This window comes from Faecalibacterium sp. DFI.5.82, assembly GCF_029076575.1.
In the GTDB taxonomy this organism is placed as follows: Bacteria; Bacillota; Clostridia; order Oscillospirales; family Ruminococcaceae; genus Faecalibacterium; species Faecalibacterium duncaniae.
Genome location: NZ_JARFIS010000025.1, coordinates 1 through 1,657 on the forward strand (window position 1 = coordinate 1; position 1,657 = coordinate 1,657).

The 1,657-nt window shown below is 52.7% G+C and carries 1 protein-coding gene; it reads left to right on the plus strand.

Annotated elements, in window-relative coordinates; genetic code table 11:
- The coding region (locus P0G09_RS15340; protein ID WP_275253079.1) for a DEAD/DEAH box helicase family protein at positions 1–1,657 on the plus strand (1,657 nt) is incomplete at both ends.

A 1,657-nucleotide genomic window follows, 5' to 3' on the forward strand; every position in this document is an offset into this window, starting at 1 on the left:
CTGCCGCCGGAATGTATGATATCATGTCCACCGAAACCTACGGCACCCACCGGGCCAACGCCTACAAGATTTTGGAGGACACCTTGAATTTGCGGGACTGCCGCATTTATGATACCATTGAGGAGGATGGTAAAGAGCGGCGTGTCCTGAACCAGAAGGAGACGATGCTTGCCCAGCAGAAGCAGCAGGCCATCAAGGATACCTTTGCAGGCTGGGTTTGGCAAGACCCGCAGCGGCGGAATCTGCTGGTGAAGCAGTATAACGAGTTGTTCAATAGTACCCGGCCCCGCGAGTATGACGGAAGCCATATCCATTTTGTCGGTATGAACCCGGAGATCAATCTGCGGGAACATCAGCGCAATGCAGTTGCTCATGTGCTTTATGGTGGGAATACGCTGCTTGCACACGAGGTGGGTGCCGGCAAAAGTTTTGAGATGGCAGCTTCGGCAATGGAATCTAAGCGTTTGGGCCTGTGTCAGAAAAGCCTGTTCGTGGTACCCAACCATCTGACCGAGCAGTGGGCCAGCGAGTTCCTGCGGCTATACCCCAATGCAAAGCTGCTCGTTACCAGCAAGAAAGACTTTGAACCCGCCAATCGAAAGCGTTTTTGCGCCCGCATCGCAACCGGCGACTACGATGCCGTCATTATCGGCCACTCGCAGTTTGAGAAAATCCCTCTTTCTGCGGAACGGCAGGCACGGATCATCGAAGATCAGATCGAGGAAATCGAAAAAGCCATTGCAGAGGCCAAGGAACAGTCCGGTGAGCATTTTACCGTGAAACAGATGGAAAAGACACGGAAAACACTGGAGGTGAAACTGAAAAAGCTACAGTCCACCGACCGCAAGGATGATGTGGTCACATTTGAACAATTAGGCGTAGATAGGTTATTTGTGGACGAGAGCCAGAACTACAAGAACCTATATCTTTACACCAAGATGCGCAATGTTGCTGGCCTTTCTACCTCCGAGGCACAGAAGTCCAGCGATATGTTCGGCAAGTGTCGTTATCTGGATGAAGTGACTGGCGGGCGCGGCGTGATTTTCGCAACGGGAACGCCCATCAGCAACTCCATGACGGAAATGTACACACTGATGCGCTATTTGCAGTACAGCACTCTCCAGCAGAAACAACTGACCCACTTTGATGCATGGGCTTCTACGTTTGGCGAGACCACCACGGCCATTGAGCTTGCGCCGGAAGGAACCGGCTACCGTGCGCGCACACGTTTTGCCAAGTTCTTTAACCTGCCGGAGCTGATGAATATGTTCAAGGAGGCAGCGGACATCAAGACTTCCGACCAGTTGCATCTGCCTGTTCCGGAAGCCAAGTTTGAAACTGTCGTGGTCAAACCCTCGGAAATCCAGCAGGACATGGTGAAATCCCTGAGCGAACGTGCTGCTGAGGTGCATAGCGGTGCGGTTGACCCCTCGGTGGACAATATGCTGAAGATCACCTCGGACGGACGTAAAATCGGCCTTGACCAGCGGCTGATGAATCCGCTCACCCCGGATGACCCGGACAGCAAGATGAATGCCTGCGTCGACAATGTTCTGCGTATCTGGAACGAAACCAAAGAGGATAATCTGACGCAGCTGATTTTCTGCGATATGTCCACGCCCAAGGGAGACGGCTCGTTCAATGTCTACGATGATAT